This is a genomic window from Geodermatophilus sp. CPCC 206100 (assembly GCF_048569675.1).
Lineage (GTDB): Bacteria > Actinomycetota > Actinomycetes > Mycobacteriales > Geodermatophilaceae > Geodermatophilus.
This window is the reverse complement of sequence record NZ_JAQISV010000003.1, coordinates 80,067-100,630: the sequence shown is the minus strand read 5'-3', so window position 1 is coordinate 100,630 and position 20,564 is coordinate 80,067. Positions and strand designations below refer to the sequence as shown.

General features: G+C 76.9%; 19 protein-coding genes. 7 read left to right on the top strand and 12 right to left on the bottom strand.

Annotation, left to right across the window (positions count from 1 at the left end; all coding sequences use genetic code 11):
* Window positions 1-27 precede the first annotated feature (27 nt).
* Window positions 28-1,686 carry a GAF domain-containing protein gene (locus tag PGN05_RS01055; RefSeq protein WP_419750380.1) on the top strand — a complete coding sequence of 553 codons (1,659 nt, stop codon included), beginning with the start codon at window positions 28-30 and terminating at the stop codon, window positions 1,684-1,686.
* A 56-nt stretch (window positions 1,687-1,742) separates the two neighbouring features.
* Here PGN05_RS01055 and PGN05_RS01050 read toward each other — a convergent pair whose 3' ends face one another.
* The 3 genes from PGN05_RS01050 to PGN05_RS01040 form a co-directional block, all read right to left on the bottom strand.
* Window positions 1,743-2,420 (bottom strand): response regulator, encoded by a 678-nt coding sequence (locus PGN05_RS01050; RefSeq protein ID WP_419750379.1) that lies wholly within the window; start codon window positions 2,418-2,420, stop codon window positions 1,743-1,745.
* Window positions 2,421-2,895: 475 nt separating this feature from the next.
* A complete protein-coding gene (locus tag PGN05_RS01045; protein WP_419750378.1) occupies window positions 2,896-3,531 on the bottom strand; it encodes a class I SAM-dependent methyltransferase in 636 nt (211 codons plus the stop codon).
* Window positions 3,532-3,591: 60 nt separating this feature from the next.
* Entirely contained in the window at window positions 3,592-4,767 is a 1,176-nt protein-coding gene (locus tag PGN05_RS01040; protein ID WP_419750377.1) for a cysteine--tRNA ligase, read from the bottom strand.
* A gap of 117 nt (window positions 4,768-4,884) precedes the next feature.
* On the opposite strand from PGN05_RS01040, the gene pdxY reads away from it, so the two are divergent.
* The 3 genes from pdxY to PGN05_RS01025 all read left to right on the top strand — a co-directional run bounded on the left by pdxY (window position 4,885) and on the right by PGN05_RS01025 (window position 8,274).
* A complete protein-coding gene (gene pdxY / locus PGN05_RS01035) occupies window positions 4,885-5,736 on the top strand; it encodes a pyridoxal kinase PdxY (RefSeq protein WP_419750376.1) in 852 nt (283 codons plus the stop codon).
* A gap of 126 nt (window positions 5,737-5,862) precedes the next feature.
* Complete coding sequence (locus PGN05_RS01030) at window positions 5,863-6,804, top strand: alpha/beta fold hydrolase (protein WP_419750374.1); 942 nt, start codon at window positions 5,863-5,865, stop codon at window positions 6,802-6,804.
* Window positions 6,805-6,813: 9 nt separating this feature from the next.
* Window positions 6,814-8,274 (top strand): amino acid permease, encoded by a 1,461-nt coding sequence (locus tag PGN05_RS01025; RefSeq protein ID WP_419750373.1) that lies wholly within the window; start codon window positions 6,814-6,816, stop codon window positions 8,272-8,274.
* Here PGN05_RS01025 and PGN05_RS01020 read toward each other — a convergent pair.
* Window positions 8,265-8,771: a MarR family winged helix-turn-helix transcriptional regulator gene (locus PGN05_RS01020; RefSeq protein WP_419750371.1), complete on the bottom strand. Its 507-nt coding sequence runs from the start codon at window positions 8,769-8,771 to the stop codon at window positions 8,265-8,267. The two genes, PGN05_RS01025 and PGN05_RS01020, sit on opposite strands and share 10 nt — an antisense overlap.
* A gap of 89 nt (window positions 8,772-8,860) precedes the next feature.
* On the opposite strand from PGN05_RS01020, the gene PGN05_RS01015 reads away from it, so the two are divergent.
* A complete protein-coding gene (locus PGN05_RS01015) occupies window positions 8,861-9,748 on the top strand; it encodes an EamA family transporter (RefSeq protein WP_419750370.1) in 888 nt (295 codons plus the stop codon).
* 18 nt (window positions 9,749-9,766) lie between these two features.
* Here PGN05_RS01015 and PGN05_RS01010 read toward each other — a convergent pair whose 3' ends face one another.
* The 4 genes from PGN05_RS01010 to PGN05_RS00995 are packed head-to-tail and all read right to left on the bottom strand — an operon-like array spanning window position 9,767 to window position 13,538.
* Window positions 9,767-11,191, bottom strand: coding sequence for an NADP-dependent succinic semialdehyde dehydrogenase (locus PGN05_RS01010; RefSeq protein ID WP_419750368.1), 1,425 nt, complete (start codon window positions 11,189-11,191; stop codon window positions 9,767-9,769).
* A gap of 40 nt (window positions 11,192-11,231) precedes the next feature.
* On the bottom strand, window positions 11,232-11,396 hold the full coding sequence (locus PGN05_RS01005) for a hypothetical protein (protein ID WP_419750366.1): 165 nt from the start codon (window positions 11,394-11,396) through the stop codon (window positions 11,232-11,234).
* A gap of 7 nt (window positions 11,397-11,403) precedes the next feature.
* Window positions 11,404-12,465 carry a glycosyltransferase family 4 protein gene (locus PGN05_RS01000; protein WP_419750365.1) on the bottom strand — a complete coding sequence of 354 codons (1,062 nt, stop codon included), beginning with the start codon at window positions 12,463-12,465 and terminating at the stop codon, window positions 11,404-11,406.
* Window positions 12,462-13,538, bottom strand: a complete 1,077-nt coding sequence (locus PGN05_RS00995; protein ID WP_419750364.1) for a glycosyltransferase family 9 protein — start codon at window positions 13,536-13,538, stop codon at window positions 12,462-12,464. Before PGN05_RS00995 ends, PGN05_RS01000 begins: the two co-directional genes overlap by 4 nt.
* A gap of 70 nt (window positions 13,539-13,608) precedes the next feature.
* Here PGN05_RS00995 and PGN05_RS00990 point away from each other — a divergent pair, with 70 nt between their 5' ends.
* Together PGN05_RS00990 and PGN05_RS00985 are read left to right on the top strand one after the other, a co-directional pair.
* Window positions 13,609-14,871, top strand: coding sequence for a glycosyltransferase (locus PGN05_RS00990; protein WP_419750363.1), 1,263 nt, complete (start codon window positions 13,609-13,611; stop codon window positions 14,869-14,871).
* Window positions 14,868-16,667, top strand: coding sequence for a glycosyltransferase (locus PGN05_RS00985; protein ID WP_419750362.1), 1,800 nt, complete (start codon window positions 14,868-14,870; stop codon window positions 16,665-16,667). Before PGN05_RS00990 ends, PGN05_RS00985 begins: the two co-directional genes overlap by 4 nt.
* Here the strand turns inward: PGN05_RS00985 and PGN05_RS00980 are convergent.
* The 4 genes from PGN05_RS00980 to PGN05_RS00965 form a co-directional block, all read right to left on the bottom strand.
* Window positions 16,664-17,101 (bottom strand): hypothetical protein, encoded by a 438-nt coding sequence (locus PGN05_RS00980; protein WP_419750361.1) that lies wholly within the window; start codon window positions 17,099-17,101, stop codon window positions 16,664-16,666. The two genes, PGN05_RS00985 and PGN05_RS00980, sit on opposite strands and share 4 nt — an antisense overlap.
* A 157-nt stretch (window positions 17,102-17,258) precedes the next feature.
* Window positions 17,259-18,368: a zinc-binding dehydrogenase gene (locus PGN05_RS00975; protein WP_419750360.1), complete on the bottom strand. Its 1,110-nt coding sequence runs from the start codon at window positions 18,366-18,368 to the stop codon at window positions 17,259-17,261.
* Between the two features lie 20 nt (window positions 18,369-18,388).
* Window positions 18,389-19,360, bottom strand: a complete 972-nt coding sequence (locus tag PGN05_RS00970) for a Gfo/Idh/MocA family protein (RefSeq protein ID WP_419750358.1) — start codon at window positions 19,358-19,360, stop codon at window positions 18,389-18,391.
* Window positions 19,357-20,475, bottom strand: a complete 1,119-nt coding sequence (locus PGN05_RS00965) for a glycosyltransferase family 4 protein (RefSeq protein WP_419750357.1) — start codon at window positions 20,473-20,475, stop codon at window positions 19,357-19,359. Before PGN05_RS00965 ends, PGN05_RS00970 begins: the two co-directional genes overlap by 4 nt.
* Between the last annotated feature and the right edge of the window lie 89 nt (window positions 20,476-20,564).

Genomic DNA, 20,564 nt, shown 5'->3' with positions numbered 1-20,564 from the left:
GGTCCTTCCGCGTCCCCGCTCGCCGGCATGCGGCTGACCGAGCTGCTGGACGAGGTGCAGGACCGGCTCACGACGCTGGCCTCCAGCCAGACGCGGGTGCAGCACCTGCTCGACGCCTTCCTCAGCGTCTCCACCGGGCTGGACCTGGAGACCACCCTGCGGCGCATCGTCGTGGCCGCGGTGGACCTGGTCGACGCCCGCTTCGGGGCGCTCGGCGTGCTCGCGGCCAGCGGCGGCCTGGCGGCCTTCATCCACGTCGGGATCGACGACGAGCTCGCCGCGCGGATGGGCAGGCTCCCCGAGGGCAAGGGCGTCCTCGGCCAGCTCATCACCGAGCCGCAGCCGCTGCGCATCCCCGACCTCAGCCGGCACCCGTCGTCGGTCGGCTTCCCCGCACACCACCCGGAGATGCACGTCTTCGTCGGGGTGCCGGTGCTCGTCCGCGGCGAGGTCTTCGGCAACCTCTACCTGACCGAGAAGCGGCACGGGGAGTTCACCGCCGAGGACGAGGCGGTGCTCACCGCGCTGGCCGGCGCCGCGGGCGTCGCGATCGACAACGCCCGGCTGTACGAGGAGGCCGAGGCGCAGCGTCGCTGGACGTCCGCGCTGTCCGACGTCCGCGCCTGCCTGCTCAGCACCACCTCGCTGGACGACGTGTTCCCGCTGGTGACCTCCCGGGTCGCGGAGCTGACCGGCGCCGACGCCGCCTGGCTGCTCGTGGGGCCGGACAGCGGGGACGGCTGCTACGTCGTCCGGGCGCAGACCGGCGACGGCGTCGACGACGTCACCGGCGCCCGGCTCTCGCCGGACGACAACCCCGTGCTCGACGCGGTCGCCTCCTCCGAGTCGGTGGTCACGCTCGACCGGACGGGGCTGGCGACGGGAGGGCGCAACCCCGAGGTGGCGTGGGGTCCGTGCGCCGGGGTCCGGCTGCGCGGCAGCCACAGCGAGGACGCCGTCCTGGTCGCTGCCCGCCGCGACGGCCGCCCACCGTTCCCCCCGGCGCTGCCGCCGCTGATGAGCGCGTTCGCGCTGCAGATCGCCGCCGCGCTCGACATGGCGGTGCAGCAGCGCGTGGCGCGGCAGCTGGCCGTCTACGAGGACCGCGACCGGATCGCCCAGGACCTCCACGACCACGTCATCCAGCGGGTCTTCGCCGCCGGCCTGAGCCTGCAGTCGGTGCTGCCGCGCCTGCCCGACCCCGAGGCCCGCACCCGCATCCGGCAGGTCGTGCTGCAGCTCGACGAGACCGTCCGCGACATCCGGACGACGATCTTCGACCTGCACACCACCGATGAGGGGGACCAGTCCGCGAGCGTGCGCCGCCGGGTGCTCGACGTCGTCACCGAGACCGCCGGCCGGGAGCTGCACCCGACCGTCCGGATGTCCGGCGCGGTGGACAGCCTGGTCACCGGGGAGCTGGCCGCCGACGTCGAGGCGGTCGCCCGCGAGGCGGTGAGCAACGCCGCCCGGCACGCCGGTGCCCGGCACGTGACGATCACCCTCGACGTCGCCGACGTGGTCGTCCTCGAGGTGGTGGACGACGGGCGTGGGATCGACCCCCGGGCCGCCCGCAGCGGCCTGCGCAACCTCACCGACCGCGCGCAGCGACGCCGCGGCGGGTGCGACGTCGACGCGCTCCCGGACGGCGGGACGCGGCTGCGCTGGTGGGCGCCCCTGCGCTGAGCCCGGCGCGCCGCTCCCGCGGCTCCGGGGCTCAGGCCGCTCCCGCGGTTCCGGGCTCAGGCCTCCCAGGCCGCCGGCGACGAGCCGCGCAGCTCGGTGGCCAGCACCGCCGCCTGCGTGCGGCGCTCCAGGCCGAGCTTCGCGAGCAGGTGGGAGACGTAGTTCTTGACCGTCTTCTCGGCCAGGAACATCCGCTCGCCGATCTGCCGGTTGGTCAGCCCCTCGCCGATCAGCCGCAGCACCGTGCGCTCCTGGTCGCTGAGCTTGGCCAGCGGCCCGGCCGGCTCCGCCGCCCGCCGCAGCCGGGCGAGGACGGCGGTGGTGGCGGTCGGGTCGAGCAGCGAGCCGCCGGCGGCCACCACCCGGACGCCGCTGACGAGGTCCTGGCCGAGGATCTGCTTGAGCAGGTAGCCCGAGGCCCCCGCCATGATCGCCTCGAACAGCGCCTCGTCGTCGCTGTAGCTGGTCAGCATGACGACCTTCAGCTCCGGCATCCTCGACCGCAGCTCCCGGCAGACCGAGACGCCGTCCCCGTCGGGCAGCCGCACGTCGAGCACGGCGACGTCCGGGCGCAGCGCCGGCACGCGGGCCAGCGCCTCGGCGGCGTTCTTCGCCTCGCCGATGACCGTGATGCCCGGGTCGCTCTCGAGCACGTCGGCCACTCCGCGCCGGACCACCTCGTGGTCGTCGAGGAGGAACACCCGGATCCGCCGGTCAGCCCCGTTTCCGCTCACCACGACCCTCTCCGTCCGCCCAGCAGACCCCGTACCCCGAGGCCGGACGGCACAGGCTAGGGGCCCCATCGGCCCGCGGGGGCAGAGTCCAAGGTCCCGACCCACCCCCGCCGGTGCAGGTCAGCGCCCGCTCGGGCTACCGGGCCACCAGCGACTCGAGGGTCACGGCCGCGAGCAGGCGGGCCCACCACGGCCGCCGTCCGGGCGGCGGGCCGGAACGGGCGCGGCCCCACAGACGCCCGGCCGGGCGCACCGCCACCGCGCCGCCCTTCATGCGAACGCGGTGACCTCGACGCGCCGGGACTCCGGCTCGAACGGGTCGGCGGAGCGGAGTCGGTCCACGGTCGGCCTCCGGTCGGCTCGGCAACGGGCCGTTCGAGCCTCGCAACGGGCGGGCGGCGGGGTCACCGGGTCGCAGGTCCCGGGCCGGCCGCCGGACGCCCCTGTCCGGGGACCGGTCCGGAGGCCCGCGCGGTCACCGGCGCACCGCGGTCCCGAGGACCATCGGGGACGTCGGGGCGGGGACCCGGGTCTGCGGCCACCGGAACCGGCGCAGCCGCTCGACGGGAAAGCCGGCCGCCTCGACGGTGGCCACCGTGTCCCGAGCCGTGTGGCAGCCCCCGCCGATCGTCGGCCAGACCGTCCGGTCGAGTGCCTCCTGCACCCGCGCCAGCGGACCGCCGTCGGCACGGACGTGCTCCCACAGGAGCAGCCGGCCCCCGGGTCGCAGCACGCGGTGCACCTCCGCGAGGGCAGCGGCCGGGTCGGGCACGGTGCAGAGGACCAGGGAGCACACCACCGTGTCGACCGAGGCGTCCTGCGCGGGGAGCCGGTCGGCCGCACCGTCCACCACCGTGACCGGGACGGCCACGCCCTCCGCCGCGCGCGAGGCCTGGGCCCGCAGGTACGGCTCGGGCTCGACCGCCACCACCTCGTCGACCGACGGCGGCAGGTGGGCGAAGTTGGTGCCGGCGCCCGCGCCCACCTCGAGCACCCGTCCGGCGGCGCCGTCGAGGAGCTCGCGCCGCAGGTCGTCGGCGCCGACCCGCTCCATCGCGGTCGCCAGGTGGGTGTAGAAGCGGGCGAAGACCGGGTGTTGGACGGCCGTCATGCCCCCACGTCAGCAGCACCGACGACCGGCGTCCAGGGCCGGAGGTACCGGCCGACGTCCTCAGCCGAGCGCGAGCACCCGCACCAGCAGCCGCGCGGCGTCCCCGCCCTCGGCCGCGGCGACGTCCAGGGCGCCGGGGACGTCGAGGTCGTCGAGCAGCCGGTCGACGACCGCCCGGCTCGCGGCCGCGGAGGACGCCCGCCGGCCGGCGGCGGTGAACAGCGCGTCCAGCCGGGCCTGCGCGCCCTGCAGCAGCTCCGGCCGGTACTCCCACGGCTGCGCCCAGGGGCGGTCGAGCACCAGCAGCCGCAGCACCGGCCCGGTGGTGATCCGCAGCAGGTCGGCGACCAGCGTCAGGTTGCCGGTCGACTTGGCCATCTTCGCGCCGTCCTGCGCCACCGGACCGACGTGCACCTGGGACCGCGCGAACGGGCCGACCCCGGTCGCCGCCTCCACCATCGCCGCCTGCTGCGCGTGGTGCGGGAACGCGAGATCCGCGCCGCCGACCAGGACGTCGACGCCGTGGCCCAGGGTGGCGGTGGCCATGGCGGCGCACTCGGCGTGCCAGCCCGGCCGCCCCCAGCCCCACGGCGAGGGCCAGGCGGGGTCGCGCTCGCCGGAGGGCCGCCACACCGGCACGTCGAACGGGTCCTCGCGCAGCGGGTCGGCCGGGTCGTCGCCGAACTCGGCGGACAGCTGCCGCGCCCGCTCCGCGTCCAGCCCGGAGGACTCCACCACCCCGGCGCCGCGGAAGAAGACGTGTCCCTCCCGGACGTAGGCGCGGTCGGCCGCCAGCAGCGCCGCGGCCAGCTGCTGCACGTGCGGGATGTGGTGCCGGGCGCGGGGCGTGTGCGTCGGCGGCCGGACGGCGAGGGCCCGCATGTCCTGCTCGAAGGCGAACTCCTGGCTCAGCGCGTACTCGTCGTAGTGCCGGCCGTGGGCGTCGGCCGCCCGGGTGAGGACGTCGTCGACGTCGGTCACGTTGCGGCTGCTCACCACGTCGGCCCCCGCGAGCCGCAGCACCGCGCCCAGCACGTCGGCCCACACGAACGTCGACGCGTGGCCGAGGTGGGTCACGTCGTAGGGCGTGATGCCGCAGACGTAGACGCGGGCCGGGCTGGTCACCGGGAGTCGGCGGCCGGCCAGCCGCAGGTCCGCGGTGCGCACGTCGACCGGCTCGTCGATCCGGCCGGCGACGCCGACGACGCCGGAGGAGCTGAGGGGAGGGTGGGGCATGCGGTCATCCTGCCCGCCCGGAGCGGGGCCGGGTCGGAACGGGTCGGGGCGGGGTCGGCACGGCCGGGACGGCACCAGCTCGATACGGGGACCGGGCCCTGTGCCACGGTTCAGCCCATGGTCGCCGTCCTCTCGATCCAGTCGCACGTCGCCTACGGGCACGTGGGCAACTCCTCCGCCGTGTTCCCCCTGCAGCGCCTCGGGATCGAGGTGTGGCCGGTGCACACCGTCCAGTTCTCCAACCACACCGGCTACGGCGAGTGGCGCGGGCGGGTGTTCGACGGGCCCGCGATCGAGGAGGTCGTCGAGGGCATCGCCGAGCGCGGCGTGCTGGGCAACTGCGACGCGGTGCTCTCGGGCTACCTCGGCTCGGCCGACATCGGTCACGCGGTCGTGCAGACGGTGCAGCGGGTGCGAGAGGCGAACCCGGAGGCGGTCTACTGCTGCGACCCCGTCATCGGGGACGTCGGCCGCGGCGTGTTCGTCCGCCCCGGCATCCCGGAGTTCATGCGCGAGGTCGCCGTGCCCGCGGCCGACGTCGTCACGCCCAACCACTACGAGCTCGACGCGCTGTCCGGCCGCACCACCCGCACCCTCGACGAGGTGCGCGACGCGGTGACCGCCGTGCAGGCCCTGGGCCCGCGCGTGGTGTTGACGACGTCGCTGATCACCGACGACACCCCGGAGGACGCCGTCGACCTGCTCGCCTCCGAGGGCGGCCGGCACTTCCGCGTCCGCACGCCGAAGCTCGACGTGTCGGTGAACGGCGCCGGCGACGCGATCGCCGCGCTGTTCCTCGCCCACTGGCTGGCTGGCCGCGACGCGGCGAAGGCGCTGGGGGCGGCCGCGGCCTCCGTGCACGGCTTGCTGCAGCGCACCGAGGACGCCCGGTCGCGGGAGATCCTGCTGGTCGCGGCACAGGAGGAGTTCGTGGCACCCTCTCGCACGTTCGACGTCGTCGAGGTCTGAGAGAGGACCCCCTGCCCCCCACCGTGGAAGGACCCCGTCCCCCTCGCCGCTCGCAGGCTCGCGGCGAGCCTCTGGACGGGGCCGCGGCGGGACCCTGCAGGGGGCCGGACCGCAGGAGGAACTGCCGTGGACCTGCAGCCCGTCCCCTGGCCGCCGGGAGCCCGGTCGGCGACCGTGACCCTGGGCGGCGACCGCGTGCGCCTGCTGGACCTCGGCGGCCCCGAGGACGCCCCGGTCGTGCTGTGCGTGCACGGCCTCGGCGCCTCGGCGATCACCTTCGGCCTGGTCGGTCCGCTGCTGGCCGGCCGGCACCGGGTGCTGGCCGTCGACCTGCTCGCCCACGGCGGCTCGGCGGTCGGCGCCGACGCGGCTGCGGGCAACCGGCGACTGATCGGCCGGGTCGTGGAGTCCGTGGTCGGGACCCCGGTGGTCCTCGTCGGCCAGTCGATGGGCGGCGTGCTGGCGATCCAGCACGCGGCCGAGGCGCCGGACACGGTCCGGCGGCTGGTGCTGATCGGCCCGCCGGTCCCCCGCCCCACCCGGCTGCCGGTCGACCCGATCCTCGCCGCCCGCCGCGCCTTCTTGCGGCTGCCGCCGGTGGAGCGGGCGGTCGCGGCTCGGCTGCGGCGGATGACGCCCGAGGAGGCCGTCGACGCGCAGGTGCGCCAGGCCACCCCGCACGTCGACCGCGTGCCGGCCGACGTGCTGCCGGTCATGGTGGCCGAGACGCGCGAGCGGGCCGCCCGGCCCGACGCCGCCGCAGCCCAGGCGGCCCAGTGGCGGGCGATCACCGGCACGATGGCCGTGCTGGTGCACGCCCGGCGGTTCCGCGAGACGGTCGCCCGGATCAGCGCGCCGACGCTGTACCTGCAGGGCGAGGACGACCCGCTGGCGCCGGTGGCCGCCGCCCGCGCGCTGGCGGCGACCCGGCCGGACTGGCGCTTGGAGGTGTTCCCCGGCGTCGGCCACGTCCCGCACGTGGAGGACCCGCAGGGCACCGCGGACCGGGTCCTGCGGTGGCTGGCCGAGCCGGTGGCCCGACAGGCGGGCGGTACTCCGCGCACCTAGCGTGTCCCGGTGCACCTGTTCCGGACCAAGCCGGTCGAACTGCTGGGGGACGACGGGACCACCGACGGGGCGGACGTCGGCCGGCTGCGGCGCTCGCTCTCCGCCCGCCACCTGGTGGGCTTCGGCATCGGCGTGGTCATCGGCACGGGCATCTTCACCCTCACCGGCGTGGAGGCCCGCGACACCGCGGGCCCGGCCGTGGTCGTCTCCTTCGCCCTCGCGGGGGTCGTCGCGCTGCTCGCCGCGCTCTGCTACGCCGAGCTGGCCGCGGCCGCACCGACCGCCGGCAGCGCCTACTCCTACGCCTACGCCACCGCCGGCGAGCTGGTCGCCTGGGTGATCGGCTGGGACCTCTTCCTCGAGTTCGCCCTCGGCGCGGCGGTCGTCGCCCGCGGGTGGTCGGGTTACGTCGGCAACCTGCTGGACCTGCCGCCGTCGCTGTTCGGCGAGGAGTCGACGGTCAACGTCGGCGCCGCGTTGATCGTCGTCGTGCTCACCGTGGTCGCGGTGCTCGGCGTCCGGGAGTCCGCCCGCGTGACCGGCGTCCTCGTGGTGGTCAAGGTGGCGGTCTGCGTCTTCGTCATCGTCGCCGGCGCCTGGTTCGTCCGCGGGGCCAACCTCACCCCGTTCGTCCCGGCGAGCCGGCCGGCCGAGGAGAGCGGCGGGCTGGCCCAGCCGGTCGTGTCCGCCGTCCTCGGGCTGGACCCCGTGGCCTTCGGGGTCGGTGGGATGCTCACCGCGGCCGCGGTGGTGTTCTTCGCCTACACCGGCTTCGAGGCGGTCGCGAACCTCTCGGAGGAGACCCGCCGCCCGGGCCGCGACCTGCCGCTCGGCCTGCTCGGCACCCTGGGGCTGTCGACGGCGCTCTACATCGGCGTCTCGCTGGTCGTCGTCGGGATGGTCCGCTACGACCGCCTGGACCGTGGGGCGCCGATCGCCGACGCGTTCGACCAGGTCGGCCTCGGCTGGGCGTCGGCGCTGATCGCCCTGGCCGCGGTCGCCGGGCTGACCTCGGTGATCCTCGTGGACCTCATCACCGTCAGCCGGATCGGGTTCGCCATGGGTCGCGACGGGCTGCTGCCGCCGGTCGTCGCGCGGGTCAGCCCGCGCACCGGCGTGCCGGTCCGGATCACGCTCGCCTTCGCCGTCCTCGTGCTGGTCATGGCGACGTTCGTGCCGCTGGGCACGCTGGCCGACCTGGTGAGCATCGGGACGCTGTTCGCGTTCCTGCTGGTGTCGGTGGCCGTGATCGTGCTGCGCCGCACCCGGCCGGAGCTGCACCGGCCCTTCCGGGTGCCGCTCTCCCCCGTGCTACCGGGGCTGGCGGCGCTGGCCTGCCTCTACCTGATGCTCAACCTGAGCATCGAGACCTGGTTGCGCTTCCTGGCCTGGCTGGCGCTCGGCCTGCTGGTCTACGCCTTGTACGGCTACCGCCACTCCCGGGTCGGCGCGCGCGCCGCTCAGGACTGAGTGCCGGCCTCCACGGAGGCCAGCAGGTCCCGCAGCAGGTCCTCCGCCTGGCGCAGCCGGGTGCCGGAGAGCCCGCTGAGCAGCTGCTGCTGGACGGCGAGACCGGCGGTCACCGCCTCGTCGATGAGCGCCCGGCCGGAGTCGGTCAACCGCACCAGAAGCGCGCGGCGGTCGGCGGGGTCGGGGGTGCGCACGAGGTGGCCGGCCCGCTCCAGCCGGTCCAGCCGCCCGGTCATGCCGCCACTGGTCAGCATGAGCGCGCTGGTCAGCCGCCCGGGCGACAGGCCCTCGGGCCCGGCGGCGCGGCGCAGGGTGGCGAGGACGTCGAAGTCCGCGCGGGTGATCCCGAACCGCGCGTAGCACCGCTCCTGGGCGTCACCGGCCATGCGCGCCGCCCGGTAGATCCGGCCGAACACCGCCATCGCGGAGGTGTCGAGGTCGGGCCGCTCGCGGGCCCACTGCTCGACGATGACGTCCACCCCGTCGTGCGCTGCCACGCTCCCATCGTCGCACACATCTCGGTTGACAGATTCACGCTACCGAGTAGCTTGCTACCAAGATACTCGTCCTCGAGAGAGCGGGCGCGATGTCGACCCTCGCCGCGCCGTCCTCCGGCCTCCGGCCCGTCTGGTGGCTGACCGCCGCGACCGCCGTCGCCCCGGTCACCTGGGGCACGACCTACGTCGTGACCACCGAGTGGCTGCCACCGGAACGGCCCCTCCTCGCCGCCACGGTGCGCGCCCTGCCGGCCGGGCTGCTGCTGGTCGCCGCGGGCCGCCGGCTCCCGTCCGGGGCGTGGTGGTGGAAGGCGGCGGTGCTGGGCACGCTCAACATCGGCGCGTTCTTCGCGCTGCTGTTCCTCGCCGCCTACCGGCTGCCCGGCGGCGTGGCCGCGCTCCTCGGCGCAGCCCAGCCGCTGCTCGTCGCGGTGCTCGCCGTGCCCCTGCTGGGCGAGCGGCTGCGCACCCGGACGGTGCTGCTCGGGCTGACCGGCGTCGCCGGCATCGGGCTCGTCGTGCTGAGCAGCGCCGCCCGGCTCGACGCCGTGGGGGTGGCCGCCGGCCTGGCCGGCACGGCGTCGATGGGCGCCGGCGTGGTGCTCACCAAACGCTGGGGCCGGCCGGTCCCGGTGCTGCCGTTCACCGGCTGGCAGCTGGCCGCCGGCGGGCTGGTGCTGCTCCCGCTCACCCTCGCCGCCGAGGGCCTGCCCGCCGGGCTCACCGCGGGGCAGGCCGGCGGCTTCCTCTACCTGGCCACCGTGAACACCGCCCTGGCCTACGCGCTGTGGCTGCGCGGGATCGGCCTGCTGCCCGCCGGGCAGGTCACCTTCCTGGCCCTGCTCTCCCCCGTCGTCGCGGCCGCCGTCGGCTGGGCGCTGCTCGGCCAGGCGCTCGGCCCGGTCCAGCTGCTGGGCGCCGCCCTGGCGCTCACCACCGTCGTCCTCGCTCAGCGCCCGCTCCGGCCCACCCCCTGACCACCGGGCGCCCGGGCGTCACTCCGCCGCGGCCGACGCCGTCTCCCCCTCGCCCTGCCGGCTGCTCGGCGGGCCGATCCAGACGGTCTTGGCGTTGGTGAACTCGTACATGCCGACCTCGGTCAGCTCGCGGCCGTAGCCGCTCTGCTTGACCCCGCCGAACGGCAGCTCCGGATAGCTGGTGACCATCCCGTTGACGAAGGCCATGCCCGACTGCACGTCGCGGATGAAGCGCAGCCGCTCGCCCTGGTCCTCGCTCCACAGGTTGGCGCCCAGGCCGTAGACGTGGTCGTTGGCGATCCGCAGCGCCTCGTCGAGGTCGGCGACCGGGTAGAGCGCGGCGACCGGGCCGAACACCTCCTCGGAGTGCATCGCCATCTCCGGCGTCAGGCCGGTCACCAGTGTCGGCTCGTAGAACCAGCCGGGCCGGTCGACCCGCCGGCCGCCGGTGACGACGGTCGCGCCCTTGGCCACCGCGTCCTGGACGTACCGCTCGACGTCCTCGAGGCCGGACTCGGTGGCCAGCGGGCCCACCTGGGTGTCCTCCGCCATCGGGTCGCCCACGGTGAGCGCCGCCAGCTTCTCGGCGAACAGCCGGGTGAACTCCTCGGCGACGTCGGCGTTCACCATGAAGCGCTTGGCCGAGATGCAGCTCTGCCCGTTGTTCTGGCAGCGCGAGGTCACCGCCACCTCGGCCGCCTTGTCCAGGTCGGCCGACGGCATGACGATGAACGGGTCGGAGCCGCCGAGCTCGAGCACCGTCTTCTTCAGTGCGTCCCCGGCGATCGCGCCCACCGACTGCCCGGCCGGCCCGCTGCCGGTGAGGGTCGCGGCCACCACCCGGTCGTCGCGGATCACCCGCTCGACGGTCGAGGACCCGATGAGCAGGGTCTGGAAGACGTCGGCGGGGAAGCCGGCCTTGCGGAACAGCTCCTCCAGGTACAGCGCGGTCTGCGGCACGTTGCTGGCGTGCTTGAGCAGGCCCACGTTGCCGGCCATGAGCGCCGGCGCGGCGAACCGCATCGCCTGCCAGAGCGGGAAGTTCCACGGCATGATCGCCAGGACCACGCCCAGGGGCTGGTGGACGACGTAGGCCTCGACCGCTCCCACCGCCCCGGCGTCGGCGGGCTGGGGCTGGAGGAACCCCTCACCGTGCTCGGCGTAGTAGCGCAGCGCCTTGGCGCACTTGGCCACCTCCGCCTTCGCCGAGGCGAGCGTCTTCCCCATCTCGGTGGTCATCAGCTCGGCGACGGTCGCGGCGTCGGCGTCGAGGGCGTCGGCCGCCGCGCGCAGCCACCCGGCCCGGTCCCGGAGGGAGGTCAGCCGGTACTGGGCGAAGGCCGCCGCCGCCCGGGCGAGCCGGTCCTCGAGCGCCTCGTCCGAGAGCGGCTCGTAGGTCTTGACCGTCTCGCCGGTGGCCGGGTTGATCGTCGCGATCGCCATGGGGTCCTCCCATCGGTGGTGCTGCGGATGCTCCCCGGGGTCAGGTCTTGCTCTTCCCCTGGGCGCTGGAGTGCTCGTGCCGGTCGTCGCCCGTGCGGACGTGGCGCGTCTGCTTCGAGGCGCCGGTGGTCACCCCCGCCTCGCTGGGCGACATCCCCTCCTTCTTCGCCTGGCGCGCGGCCGCCTGCTGCTCTTCCTGGTTCACTCGCTGCTCATGTCCGCGCGGTTCCCCGCGCGGACCGGCCGCACACCCTCCGTAGCACGTCGGAGGTCCTCCGCACCATGAGTTCCGCGTCGAGGTCGGCGACCGCACGGCGGCGGGCGCGGTCCCCGAGCCGGACCCGGCCCGCGGGGTCGGCGAGCAGCACGCCCAGGGCACCGGCCAGCGCCGCCGGGTCCTCCGGCGGGACCACGACGGCGTCCGCCCCGACCGTCGCCGCGACGTCCCCGACGTCGGTGGCCACGCACGGCAGCCCCTCGGCCATCGCCTCCAGCAGCACCAGCGGCAGCGCCTCCCGCCGGGAGGACAGGCAGAACACGTCCAGGCCGGCGAGGAACCCGCGGACGTCGGTCACGAAGCCGGGGAAGGTGACCGGCAGGCCGGCGGCCGCGGTGCGCAGCCGATCGCCGTCGCGGCCCTCCCCGCCGACGACCACCTCCAGGGCGACGCCGGCCGCGGTGAGCCGCCCGACGGCGGCGAGCAGCACGTCGAAGCCCTTCTGGGCGGTGAGCCGGCCCAGCGCGCCGACGCGCGGCACCGCCCGGCCGGCCGGGCCCGCCGGGTCGGGCGGCACGTCCACCCCGTTGGGGACGACGTGCACCCGGCCGGGCGGCAGTCCGAGGTCGGCGACCAGCTGGTCGCGGGCGCCGGACGCCGGGGTGAGCACCGCGGCCAGCCCGCCGTAGAGCGCCGCCAGGGACCGCCGCCGCGCGCCCGCACCGGTGTCGCCGGCCAGGTGCAGCACGCCGACGGTCGGGGCGACCGACCGGGCGGCCGCGAGCGCGGCGGCGTTGGAGCCCGGGTCGACCAGGTTGACCAGCACGACGTCCGGGTGCTGCGCCGCCAGCGCCGCCCGCACCGCGGGGGCCTCGGCGGTGTGCCGGGCCAGCGGCACGACGGCGCACTCCGCGGGCGCGAACCGGGCGGCGAGCGGCTCGGCGACCACGAGGGACGGCGTCCAGCCGACGCCGGGGAGCCGCCGGAGCAGGTGGGTCAGGTAGACCTCGGCGCCGCCCCAGTTCTCGGAGTCGCAGACCAGCGAGACCCGGCTCACGCCGCGGACCCGGCCAGGTCGCGGGCGGCGGCGAGCACGGCGGCCGGCCGCACCGAGGCGGCGCAGCGGAAGTCGATCGGGCACTCCAGGTGCGGGCACGGGGCGCAGGGCACCCGCGCGACGACGGCGCGGTGCCGCGGGCCCCGGTGCGCCCAGCGCACGGGGTCGCCGGCCAGGAAGACGGTGACGCTGCGCGCCCCGACCGCCGCGGCCAGGTGGGCGGTGCCGGTGTCGTTGCCGACCAGCACCGCGGCGTCGCGCAGCAGCGCCGCGAGGCCGCCCAGGCCGGTCGCGCCGGTCAGGTCGGTCGCGGGGGCGCGCATCGCGGCGGCCACGGCGGCGCCCATCCCCCGCTCCCCCGCGCCGCCCGTGAGGACGACGCGCAGCCCGTCGCCGGCCAGGGCGTCGCCCACCGCCGCGCAGTCGCGCACCGGCCAGCGGCGGGTCGGGGAGGACGCCCCCGGGTGCAGGACCGCGTACCGGCCGGGCACCAGGCCCCAACGCTCGAGGGTGGCCGCGTGCCCGGCCTCGTCGTCCGCCGTGAGGGGGAAGGCCAGCTCGGGCGGCCCGGCCGGCGGCACTCCCAGGTGCTCGAACAGCCGCAGGTGCCGCTCGGCCTCGTGCCGGTCCACCGGATAGCGCAGGTGCAGCCCCTCGGCCCCCTCCGGAACGGTCCACCCGGTCGGCGCGAAGCCGCCGACCAGGCGCGCGCCCAGGGCCGCGGTGACCCGGTTGGCCGCGGGCCGGTCGCCGTAGACCTGCAGGGCCAGGTCGAAGCGGCGGACGACGGCCGCGGCGACGAACGGCGCCCAGCCGGCCGGGTCGGCGGCACGCCCGGGCGGGCGGTCCGGAACGCCGTCCGCCCCGGCGAAGGGCAGCAGGTCGTCCACGCCGCCCAGCCGCTCGACCAGCGGCGCGAGCTCGGGCCAGGTGACCATCGTGATCCGCAGGTCCGGCCGCGCGGCCCGCAGCCGGTGCAGGGCGGGCGCCGAGCACAGCAGGTCACCCAGGCCCACGCGCAGGCGGACCAGGGCCACCCGGCGCACGGCCGGGTCGGCGAGCGGCTGCGCCACCGGCGGCTCCTCCCGTGGTCCCGACGGCCAGCACTCTGCTTCACTGCGGGCTCTCCGACGAGGAGGTCCCGTGCGCCCGTTCGTCCCGCCGGCCGGTGGCCTGCACGTCCTGCGCCTGTGCAGTGTCTTCGAGCCGCCGCCGTCGCACCCGCCGGAGCACCCCGACGGCGGCCCGCCCGGGGCGCTCGCGGCCCGCGCCGCGCGGTTCGACCCGATCGGGGGGATGCAGAACCACACCGCCACCCTGACCCGGTGCCTGGACGCGCAGGGCCACCGGCAGACCGTGCTCACCTCGCGGCTCGGCGGCCCGCGCGACGTCCGCGGCCTGGGTCGCGGCGCCCGGGTGCACCGCACCGGCGCGCCCATCGCGCGGCTGCGCCAGCTGTGGGCGGTCGACGCGCTCCGGGGGGCGCTGCGCCGGCCGGCGGTCGCGGTGGACGTCGTCCACGCCCACCAGGGCGAGGACCTCGCCACCCTGGTGCTGGCCCGGCTGGCCGCCCGGCGGCACCGCTGCCCCCTGGTGGTCACCCTGCACTGCAGCGTCCGGCACACCCTGCGGGGGCGGTCCCTGCGGGCCCGTGTGCTGCGCCGGGTGGGCGGGGCGATCGAGCGGTCGACGCTGCGGCGGGCGGACGCCGTCGTCGTCCTCACCGCCCGGACGGCGGCCGCGCTGCACGCCGACGGCGTTCCCCCCGGGCGGATCAGCACCATCCCGTCCGGCTTCGACCCCGCGCTGTTCGCGGGACGGCAGGCGGACGCCTTCCCCGGCGCCGGGCGGCCGCGGCTGGGGTACGTGGGCCGCCTCGCCCCGCAGAAGCGGGTCGACCTGCTCGTGGCCGCCTTCGACCGGATGCGCGAGGACGCCGTGCTCGTGGTGGTCGGCGACGGACCCGACGGCGACCTGGTCCGGTCGATGGTGGCGGCCAGCCCGCGGCGGGACCGGATCACCGTGGCGGGGTTCGTCGAGCACGCCGCCGTCCCCGCGGTGCTGGCCTCCCTCGACGTGCTGGTCCTGCCCTCCGCGTACGAGGAGATGGGCTCGGTGCTCACGGAGGCCATGGCCGCCGGGCTGCCGGTGGTGGCCAGCGCGGTCGGGGGCATCCCGGAGGTCGTCCGCGACGGCGCCACGGGCCTGCTGGTGCCCCCGGGGGACGCCGACGCGCTGGCCGCCGCGCTGGACCGGCTGGTCGCCGACCCGGACCTGCGGGCCCGGCTGGCCGCGGGCGCCCGCCGGCGCGCGCACGACTACTCCTGGCCGCAGCTGGCCGGGCGGGTCGCCGAGGTGTACGCCCGCGTCCGGGAGGAGGACGAGCTCGCCGAGGCCGCGGCGTGACCGCCGTGGGGGTCCTCGTCCCGGTGCACGACCAGGCCGCGTTCCTCCCCCGCGCGCTGGAGGGCCTGCTGGCCCAGGACGTCGCCGACTGGACCGCGCTCGTGCTCGACGACGGCTCCCCCGACCCGGAGGCGGTCGCCGCCGTCGTGGCCGCCGCCGCCGACCCCCGTGTGCGCCGGGTCCGCTGGCCGGCCAACCGCGGCCTGGGGGCCACCCTGAACGCCGGCCTCGACGACACGGACGCGCCCGTGGTCGCCTACCTGCCCGCCGACGACGTCTGGTCCCCCGGCCACCTGGCCGCCCTGCTGGACTGCCTGGCGGAGCCCGGTGTCGTGCTGGCGCGCAGCGGGCTGACCGAGCCGGCGGGCACTCCCTACGAGCAACTGGTGCAGGTGGCGCACGCCCGCACCCCCGACCGCTGGACCGAGCGGGCCGAGCTGGAGACCGACGACCTGGACCGGCTGATGTGGCGCCGGCTGCGCGCCCGGGGCCCGGCGGCCGACACCGGCCGGACCACCTGCACCTGGACCCGGCACCCGGGGCAGCGCTCGCGGGCCATCCGGGAGTCCTCCGACGGCGGGCTCAACGTCTTCCGCAGCCGCTACCGGGTGCGCCAGCCGCTGCGGTTCGCCTCCACCGACAGCGGGTTCGTCGACGAGGTCGCGCGCTACGCCCGGTTCCGGGACCGGGCGTACCCGGCGTCGGACGACGGGCTGGACGTGCTGCTCGCCGGCGAGCTGGCGTTCAACCCCGAGCGGGTCCTCGCGCTGGCCGAGCGCGGGCACCGGCTGACCGGGCTGTGGACCGCCGACGGCCTGGGCGACTCCACCGTCGGGCCGCTGCCGTTCGGGCACGTGCCCGACGTCGACCGCGACCGGTGGCGCGCGGCGGTCCGGGCCGACCCGCCCGACGTGGTGTGGGCCCAGCTCAACTGGCGGGCGGTGCCGTTCGCGCACGCCGTCCGGTCGGCGGTCCCGGACCTGCCGTTCGTGTGGACGTTCAAGGAGGCGCCGCAGCGCACCATCGCCCGCGGCGAGTGGCCGCTGCTCGCCGACCTGGTGGCCGGCGCCGACGCCTGCCTGCTGGCCACCGAGGAGGAGCGCGACTGGTTCGCCCTGGCGCTGCGCGGGCGGGTGGACCCCGCGCGGCTCGGCGTCCTGGACGGCGACCTGCCCAAGCGCGACTGGCTGGTCGCCCCGCTGTCGCCGAAGCTCTCCGACCGCGACGGCCGGCCGCACACCGTGGTCGTCGGCCGGCCCGCCGGCCTGGACCTGGACTGGGTCCTGGCGCTGGCACACCGCGGCGTGCACACCCACCTGTACGGCCAGGTGCGGGCGCCGGGGCCGAAGGGCTCCTGGACCGGCTGGCTGGACGCCGCGCGGGCCGCCGCCCCGTCGTTCGTGCACGTGCACCCCGCGGTCGGGCCCGAGGACTGGGTGCGCGAGCTCTCCCGCTACGACGCCGGCTGGCTGCACCGCTTCCGCAGCGGCAACGGCGGGGACCTGCGCCGGGCGAGCTGGGACGACCTCAACTCCCCCGCCCGGCTGCCGGTGCTGCTCGCCGCCGGGCTGCCGCTGCTGCAGCCGGCCAACCCCGGGTCGGTCGTGTCGGTGGAGCGGGTGCTGCGCCGCGACGGCACCGGGCTGTTCTACGCGACCGCCGACGACGTGGCCGGCGCCCTGGCCGGGGAGCTGGCCGGCCGCCGCGGGCGGGCGGCGGCGCTGACGGTGCGGGAGCAGCACACCTTCGACGCGCACGCCGACCGGCTGGTCGCGCTGTTCCGGTCGCTGCTCTAGGAGGGCGTGCCCGTCGTGGGCCCGCTGTCGTCCGGCTGCCGCTGCGGCTCCCGCTGCTCGCTCGGCTGCTCGGCCGCGGCCTTGTGCCGGCCGGGGATGCGGACCAACCGGCGCACGAACCGGCCCTCGACGCGGCGCGGGGAACCGTGGCCGTTCGGGTGCGGCAGCCGGTCGACCACCCACGCCGGGAGGTGCACGTGCGGGAGGTGCGGCAGGTGCGGGTGCGGGAGGTGGGGGTGCGGCAACCGACGGGTGGGCTGCGGAGCGCGGTGCGCCATCAGGACGGCCACCCGGGCATGCCGCTCCCGGGCCCGGATCGCGGCCTGGGCCGCCCGGTGGTTGCGCTCCCAGCGGGCGGTGTTGCTGCGCGCCAGCACCACCACGAGCGCGGTCATGAACGCGAAGCCGACGACACTGACGATCGCCCACCCCATGACGGCCCCTCCTCTGAGGCCGCCGCGCAGCCCGGTCCCCCGGCGTCCGCGGCGCTGATGCGGACGATCCCCCCTCGCCGCATCCGGAACAAGTCCGTCTCTCACGACGCGCGGACGACACGCCGGGGACACGCTGGGAAGGCGCGGCGGCGCCCGGTCAGGCGCCGTCGAAGCGGAGCACCGCCTGCAGCGGCGGGGCCGCGAGCCGGCGCCCGGCGAGGTCGGCCAGCAGCCGCGGCCCCTCCTCGAACGGCAGGACGTCGGTGACCAGGTGGGCGCGCAGGTCCGCGCCGCGGGCCCGCAGCAGGTCGAGGGTGACCTCGGCCAGCGCGGCCCGCGGCCAGGCGTCGGCCATGCCCCGCGGCACCCGGCCGATCTGTGCGCAGACGACGGCGAGGCCGTTGTGGTGGAACTCCTCGCCGAGCCGCACCGCCGCCGCACCGGCCTGGTAGAAGCCGAGGTCGATGACGGTGCCCTGCGGGCGCAGCGACTTGAGCCCGGTGGCCAGCGCCGTGTCGTGGCCCTGGCACTGCAGGACGACGTCCGCGCCGGCGTCCCCCGGGCCGTGCCGCCACCGCTGCTTGACCGCCCGCCACGCGGTCCCGGCCGCGTCGTCGAGGGTGGCCAGCCCCAGCGCCTCGGCGACCGCCCGCCGCTGCGCCGACCCCTCCACGACCACCACCTCGGCCGCGCCGTGCCGGACGGCGAGCAGGGCCGAGAGCAGCCCGATGACGCCGGCACCGGTGACCAGCACGCAGCGCCCGCGCACCCCGGCGTCCACCGCGGCGCCGGGCCCGGCGAGGTCGGCCGCGGCGTGCAGCAGCCCGTTGACGCAGATCGGCCCCATCTGGGCGAGGTAGACGCCCAGCAGCGGATCGAGGTCGTCGGGCACCGGGACGACGGCCTTGCGCGCGGGGTCGGCGCAGCACCCGGTGCGGTGCCCGTAGGCCATCGCCACCCGCGACCCCTCGGCCAGCTGCGGCGTCCGGCTCTCGGTGACCAGCCCGACCTCCATGTAGCCGAGCCCGCGGACGGGGTACGCCTTGCGCGGTCCCTCGGGATCGAAGGCCCGCCGCTCCGGATCCCAGTGCAGCTGGAAGTGCGGATCGGTGCCGCGCACGATCGCCACCTCCGTGCCGGCGCTGACGCCGCTCCACTCGGTGCGCACCCACGCCTGGCCCGGGCCGGGCTCGGGCTCCTCGTCGTCGAGCAGCTCAGGTCTGCCCGGGCCCACCACACCGATCGACCGGACCGGCCGTCCGCTCATCCCCGTCCCCGTCCCCTCGGTCAGCAGGCCGGCCGCACGGCCGTCCCCTCGCGCGCGGCCCGGTCGGCCGCCCACGCCAGCGCGTGGGTGCGCAGGGCCTCGGCGTAGGGGACGCGCACCCGCTCCGCCCGGCCCAGCAGCACGTCCACGAACTCGCGGTCCTCGGCGGCGATGGGGTCGGCGTCGGTGCGGTGCACCTCCTCGCCGTCAGCGGTGACCACCCGCAGCTCGTGGTCGTCGAGGCTGCGCTCACCGACCTCGACGACCTGCCCGTCGGCCACCACCTGCAGGCCGACGGCGTTCCGCCAGCCCAGGACCCGGGTGGAGGAGATGCTGCCGACCGCGCCGGAGGCGAACGTCAGCACGGCCACGGCGGCGGTCGCGACCTCCCCCTCGTCGGCGGCCGGGCGCTCGGCGGCCGCTACCGAGACGACCTCACCGGCGAGCACGCGGGCCAGGTCGAACAGGTGCGTCGTCTGCTCCAGCACCTGGCCGCCGGACCCCTCGCGGCGCGGCCACCAGGCCACCCCGGGGGTCTTGTCCTGCCAGCACCCGGTCACGAGCCGCGGCGTGCCCGGCGGCAGCAGCGCGGCCGCGCGCTGGACGACGTCCAGGTGCCGCCAGTGGTAGCCGACCGCCGTGGTCAGCGAGCGCTCCTCGACCCGGCGGGCCACCTCGCGCGCGGTGTCCAGGTCCAGCGCCAGCGGCTTCTCGACGAAGAAGGGCAGTCCCCGGTCGACCGCCGCCGCCTCCAGCGGACCGTGCGCGAACGGAGGCACGCACAGCCACACCGCGTCGAGCTCCTCGCCCGCCAGCAGCGCCGCGCCGTCGGGGAGGGCGCGGGCCCCGACGCGGGCGGCGGCCACCTCGGCCCGCTCGCGCACCGGGTCGGCGACCGCCACCACCTCGACCTCCGGGAGGCCCGACAGCGCCGCCAGGTGCCGGCCGGCGATGAAGCCGGTGCCCACCACCCCGACCCGCAGCCGGCTCACCGGCGGGCTCCGCACAGGGCCGCCTCGTAGACCGCCGCGGTGGCCCGGGCCATCCGCTCCCGCGTGTGGCAGGCCAGGTAGCGGGCCCGGCCACCGGCGCCCTGGCAGCGCCGCAGCTCCGGATCGGCGAGCAGGCGGGCGAGGGCGCCGGCCAGGGCCGCCGGGTCCCCCGGCCGGACCAGCGCTCCCGTGGTCCCGTCCACCACGACCTCCTCGGTGCCGATGACGCGGGTGCCGACCACCGGCAGCCCGGCCTCCATCGCCTCCAGCGCCACCAGGGGCATCCCCTCGTGCCGCGAGGGCAGGGCGAAGACGTCGGCGGCGGCCAGCAGCTGGCGGGCGTCGGTCCGGTGACCGGCGAACCGCACCGCGCCGCCGACGCCGAGCGCGGCCGCCCGCTTCTCCAGCGCCTCGCGCAGCGGCCCGTCCCCGACGAGGACGACGGCGAGGTCGGGGAAGCGCGCCAGCAGCTCCGGCACCGCGTCGACCAGGTGCTCCTGCCCCTTCATGTGCGTCAGCCGGCCGACGGTGAGGACGACCGGCTGCACCGGGTCCAGGCCCAGCGCGGCGCGGGCGGCGGGGCGGCCGATCGGGTCGCGCAGCGGCGCGACCCCGTTGGGCACGGTCGTGACGCGCTCCGGGGGGACGCCGACGCGCTCGTAGGTCCGGCGCAGCCCCTCCGACACCGCGATCAGCCGGTCCACCCCCTCGATCGCGCGGGCGTAGGCCCGCCGCTTGCGCGGGTGCGCCAGCAGGAAGGGCAGGTGCTGGGTCTGCACGACCGCGGGGCAGCCCGCGCGCCGGGCCAGCCGGACGCCGTCCCAGTTCTCCGCGCCGGTGCCCACGTGGCAGTGGAAGACGTCGGCCGGGTGCGCCGCGAGCCACCCGGTGACCACCCCGGCGAAGCACGGGTCGCGCGGCGAGGGCAGCTCGACGGTGCGGGCGCCGAACGCCGCCGCGCGGTCCAGCAGCCGCCTGCCGGCCACCGTCGGCCGCATCATGAACGCCACGTCCGCGGCCCCGGCGAACTCCACCACGAGGTCGACCATGTGCGCACCCATCCCGGACGGGTCGGTCGACGGCGTGTAGAGGCAGATGGACCGACGTCCGCGCACAGGCTGCTCCCCACGGCTCACGGCTCACGGGTCGGAGCCGGGGCTCAGGAACCTAGTGCCGCGGTGGCCTGCGGGAACAGGGCGTTCGC